This is a genomic window from Pseudomonas sp. UF-293 (assembly GCF_058245595.1).
Map to the genome: position 1 here is coordinate 1 of NZ_JBSICA010000059.1, position 4,535 is coordinate 4,535.

The window sequence follows — 4,535 nt, forward strand, 5'->3', positions numbered from 1 at the left end:
TGCTCGCGAAGGCGTCCTGTCAGTCATGAATGTGCAAGCTGACCCACCGCCTTCGGGAGCAAGCCCCCTCCCACATTGGTTCTGCGGTGGATCAAGGATCAGGTGGTGCACCCGCCATCCCTGTGGGAGCAAGCCCCTTGCCACACTGAGACGTCAGTGGTGGTGAAAACCTATACATATCAAAAAATCTGTATAACTATTGGCATTCGAATCGCCAACCGGACTTCGCTCCATGCCCTCTGCCCACCGCTTGCTCCTGATCCTCGGTGACCAGCTGTCATTCGACCTGGCCTCCCTGCAGCCACTCGATCCCCAACAAGACCTGCTGCTGATGGTCGAGGTCATGGAGGAAGCAACCCACGTCGCTCATCATCCACAAAAAATTGCTTTGATCTTCAGCGCCATGCGCCACTTTGCCGAGGCGTTGCGCGATAAAGGCTACCGCGTCCAATACGTCACCCTCGACGAACCGGACAACAGCGGTTCAATCCCCGGCGAATTGCAGCGCTGGCAAACCCTCACTGGTGCCGACGAGATCCACATCACCGAATGCGGCGACTGGCGCCTTGAACATTCAATCAAAGATTCGGGCTTGCCCGTGCACTGGCATTCAGACAGCCGTTTCCTCTGCTCCCGCGAAGAATTCTCCAACTGGGCCAGCAGCAAGAAACAGCTGCGCATGGAATTCTTCTACCGCGAGATGCGGCGCAAGAGTCGGCTGCTGCTCAATGGCGACGGCACGCCAGTCGGCGGTGCGTGGAATTTCGATGCGGAGAATCGCAAGGCCCTGCCCAAACACGCCAAACCGCCCTACCCGGCACGTTTCGCCAATGACGCAATCACCCAAGAGGTGCGGGCGTTGGTCAGCAAACGCTTCGCCACGCATTACGGCACGCTGGATGACTTCAACTACCCGGTGACCCACGCCGATGCCCAGGCCCTGTGGCAGTACTTTCTCGACTACGCGCTGGCCGGATTCGGCGATTACCAGGACGCCATGGCCAGCGGCGAACCGTTTCTGTTTCACGCACGGATCAGCGCGGCGCTGAACATCGGCCTGCTCGATCTGCGCCAGCTGTGCAGCGATGTCGAGGCGGCGTACTGGTCGGGGAGCATCGGCCTCAATGCTGCCGAAGGCTTCATTCGGCAGTTGATCGGCTGGCGTGAATACGTGCGCGGTGTGTACTGGCTGAAGATGCCGGACTACGCCGAGGGCAATGTGTTTGGTAACACGCGTTCGCTGCCGGAGTTCTACTGGACGGGTGACACGCAGATGAACTGCATGCGCCAGGCCATCGGCCAAAGCCTGCGACATGCTTATGCTCACCACATTCAGCGGCTGATGGTCACCGGCAACTTTGCCTTGCTCGCCGGGATTGCGCCGAAGGAAATCTGTGAGTGGTATCTGGCGATCTACATGGACGCCTTCGACTGGGTCGAACTGCCCAACACCCTTGGCATGGTCATGCACGCCGACGGCGGTTATCTCGGCTCCAAGCCTTACTGCGCCAGCGGCCAGTACATCAATCGGATGTCGGATTACTGCGGCGACTGCGCCTACAAGGTCAAGGAAAGCAGCGCGGACGATGCCTGCCCGTTCAACGCGCTGTACTGGCATTTCCTCATGCGCCACGGCGACATTCTGCGCGGCAATCAGCGCATGGGCATGATGTACAAGAACCTCGACCGCATGCCGTTGGCCAAGCAGGATGCCCTGTGGCAACGCGGGCAGATGCTGTTGGCGAAACTGGAAAGCGGCGAAGCTTTCTAGTGCGCCTCAGCGTGTCCGGCCAAACCGTTGCGCCCCGCCTCTTTCGCACGATAGAGCGCCTGATCGGCGGTCTCGATCATCGCGGATATGGTCTCCAGACTTGAGCCCGTTGCCACCGCGATACCAATACTCACCGTTACCCGCCCGAACGGACTGCCCGGATGGGCAATATTGGCCTGCTGCAACCGATCGAGCATTAGCTGCGCGACCACCGTCGCCCCGGCGCTGTCGGTTGCCGGCATGATCACCGCCATTTCCTCGCCACCGTAGCGCGCGACCAGGTCCGAGGGGCGTCGCACGCAGCCTTCAAGAATCTTGCTGACCGCTTGCAGGCAGGCATCGCCGGCGACGTGGCCCAAGGCGTCGTTGAACAATTTGAAGTGATCGATATCGATCATCAGCAAGGCCAGCGAGGTCCCGTCACGCTGCGCCCGCCGCGCTTCCACCGCCAGCGTCTCATCGAAACAGCGGCGGTTGGCCAAACCGGTCAGCGCGTCTTTCATCGCCAGCAATTCCAGCTGTCGATTGGAAGCGAGCAACTGCTGCTGGGCATCGCGCAACGCTTCTTCAGCCTCGGTGCGTCGGCGAATATCGAGGATCAGGAACCAGCCGATCAACCCGGTCAGCCCCAGCAGCCCGACGACCACCACCGCCGACAGTCCCGCTTCGATGCGCCACGCCGCGAGCGCTTCGTCCTTGCCCAGGGCAACGGTGGTGATCAGCGGCAGGGTTTCGCTTTTGCGAAAAGCGTACAGGCGTTCGACGCCGTCAAGGCTGGAGGTGTAAGAGGCGGTACCGACCGAGCGGTCGACCAGGTATTTGGCGTAGATCGGCGATTTTGAGAAGTTGCGGCCCATGTCCTGCTCGCGGAACGGGTAGCGCACCAGCAGCGTGCCATCGGTGTACGACAGACCGATCGCACCGTCCTGGCCAACGTCAAGTTTGCCGAATACGCGCAGGAAGTTTTCCACCCCCAGCGTCACCGCTACCACACCGGCGAACTGGCCAGCATCGTCATTGAAGCGACGGCTGATGGTCACCACCCATTCGTGATTGGAACGGCTCTGGATCGGCGGACCAATAAACGACTCGCGGCTCGGGTCGTCACGGTGGTGCTTGAAATAGGCGCGGTCGCTGCTGTTCGCTCCTGCCGGAATCGGCCGGTTGGAGGACATCAACCAATGCCCGTGCCGGTCGTAAATGGTGATGCCGCTGAGCTGCGGCATCAATGACTGCTGACGGTCGATCAGGGTCTTGATGCGCTGAATCTGCGCCGGTCCGTCGCCTTCGGCTTCCAGACGCTCGACCAGCCCGAGCAAGAGCAGCGAGCTTTGCCGGACGATGCCTTCGGTGTAGGTATTGAGCGCCTGGGTCAGGTTCAGGCCATGCACGTCGACCTCGGCCAGCGCGCGCTCACGCGAAGACCAGACTTTCCAGATCGTCAGCGAAGTCAGGGAACAGCCAATCACCAGCAGCAGGAGCATTACAAGGCGAGTATCACGCTTCACGTCAGTACCTTAAGGAAGTCCGGGGTCCATTCCAGCCATCATTCGAACGTCGGCACTCACGGCGGCCACGTGTTCCGGGGCGCAAGCATACAAGCAGTCTCAAGCGGCTGCAGCAACAGAGTGTGCAGGGCTAAACGGCGGGTGCAGCCGGTTTGAGAATCTCCACGAGGAAATCGATGAACACGTTGATTCGGCTCGATCCACGGTGATTGGGCAAATACAACGCGTTGATGCAACTGCTGGCGCTGCCGGGGTTGACCTCATAGTGCTCAAGCAAGCGCGTCAGGCGCCCGGCGGCGACATCGTCGCGCACCAGCCAGTCAGCCAGCAACGTCACCCCGCCACCACTGATCGCGGCTTCGCGAAGGATGTCGGCGTTGTTGCTTTGCAGGCGTCCCTGAACGTTGAGCTGGATCGGCTCTTCGTCGCCCTGAAAAGTCCAGTGATGATGGCTGCCGCCGTAATCGAAACGCAGGCATTGGTGCTCAAGCAGATCCCGTGGGTGCTCCAGCACACCGCTGCGCGCCAGATAATTCGGGCTGGCGACAATCCAACGCTGAAACTGCCCGACGCGTTTGCTGACGATGTCTTCGCTGACCACTGTCGAGCCGAGCCGCACCGATACGTCTATCTGCTCGCTGAGTAAATCGCTGACCTGATCGCTCAGCGACAGGCTGATCTCCAGCCCCGGATGGCGCTCGAGCAAGCGACTCAGGTGCGGCGCGATCAGCCTGCGGCCAAACTCCACCGGCACGCTGATGCGCAAGCGACCCTGGGCATCGCTGCCACGATCGGCGACCACCGCGTCGGCTTCGTCGATGGCATCGAGAATCGCCACGGCCTTCTCGAAATAGGTCTGGCCGGCGACGGTTACGCTGGTGTTGCGCGTGGTGCGATTGAGCAGGCTGGCGCCCAACTCGTTTTCCAGCCCCGCCACTTGCCGTGTCACCGAAGACGTCGAGATCCCAAGCTTGCGTGCCGCCGAGGAATAGCCCCCGCAGCGCACGGTTTCAACGAACATCTTCAAGGCCAGCAACTTGTCCATAAGCGGGGTCCGGTGGTGAGGGAACGCCGCTGATTGTGCATCAGCGCTCGCCACACGTCTTGTATCGTCGTGCTTGAGGGCGCCGGGCGCGGTAAACAATTCCATCTCGAAGGACCTCACTTTGTCGGAACGGACTTGCCCGCGAAGGCGTCCCGTCAGTCGAAAAATCTGTGCGCTGCCTCACCACCTTCGGGAGCAAGCCCCCTCCCAC

General features: G+C 60.9%; 3 protein-coding genes. 1 reads left to right on the forward strand and 2 read right to left on the reverse strand.

All coding sequences use genetic code 11. The features are described from left to right. Nucleotides 1-232 precede the first annotated feature (232 nt). Nucleotides 233-1,771, forward strand: a complete 1,539-nt coding sequence (locus tag AC4IHP_RS27735) for a cryptochrome/photolyase family protein (RefSeq protein ID WP_490833276.1) — start codon at nt 233-235, stop codon at nt 1,769-1,771. Here the strand turns inward: AC4IHP_RS27735 and AC4IHP_RS27740 are convergent. Together AC4IHP_RS27740 and AC4IHP_RS27745 are read right to left on the reverse strand one after the other, a co-directional pair. Then, nucleotides 1,768-3,279 (reverse strand): sensor domain-containing diguanylate cyclase, encoded by a 1,512-nt coding sequence (locus tag AC4IHP_RS27740; protein WP_490833277.1) that lies wholly within the window; start codon nt 3,277-3,279, stop codon nt 1,768-1,770. The genes AC4IHP_RS27735 and AC4IHP_RS27740 overlap by 4 nt on opposite strands. Before the next feature lie 130 nt (nt 3,280-3,409). Further along, complete coding sequence (locus AC4IHP_RS27745) at nt 3,410-4,324, reverse strand: LysR family transcriptional regulator (protein ID WP_490833278.1); 915 nt, start codon at nt 4,322-4,324, stop codon at nt 3,410-3,412. Nucleotides 4,325-4,535: the final 211 nt, after the last annotated feature.

Coding starts and splice junctions, on each gene's coding strand:
- AC4IHP_RS27735 (WP_490833276.1), top strand. CDS start 233: ATGCCCTCTGCCCACCGCTTGCTCCTGATCCTCGGTGACCAGCTGTCA.
- AC4IHP_RS27745 (WP_490833278.1), bottom strand. CDS start 4,324: ATGGACAAGTTGCTGGCCTTGAAGATGTTCGTTGAAACCGTGCGCTGC.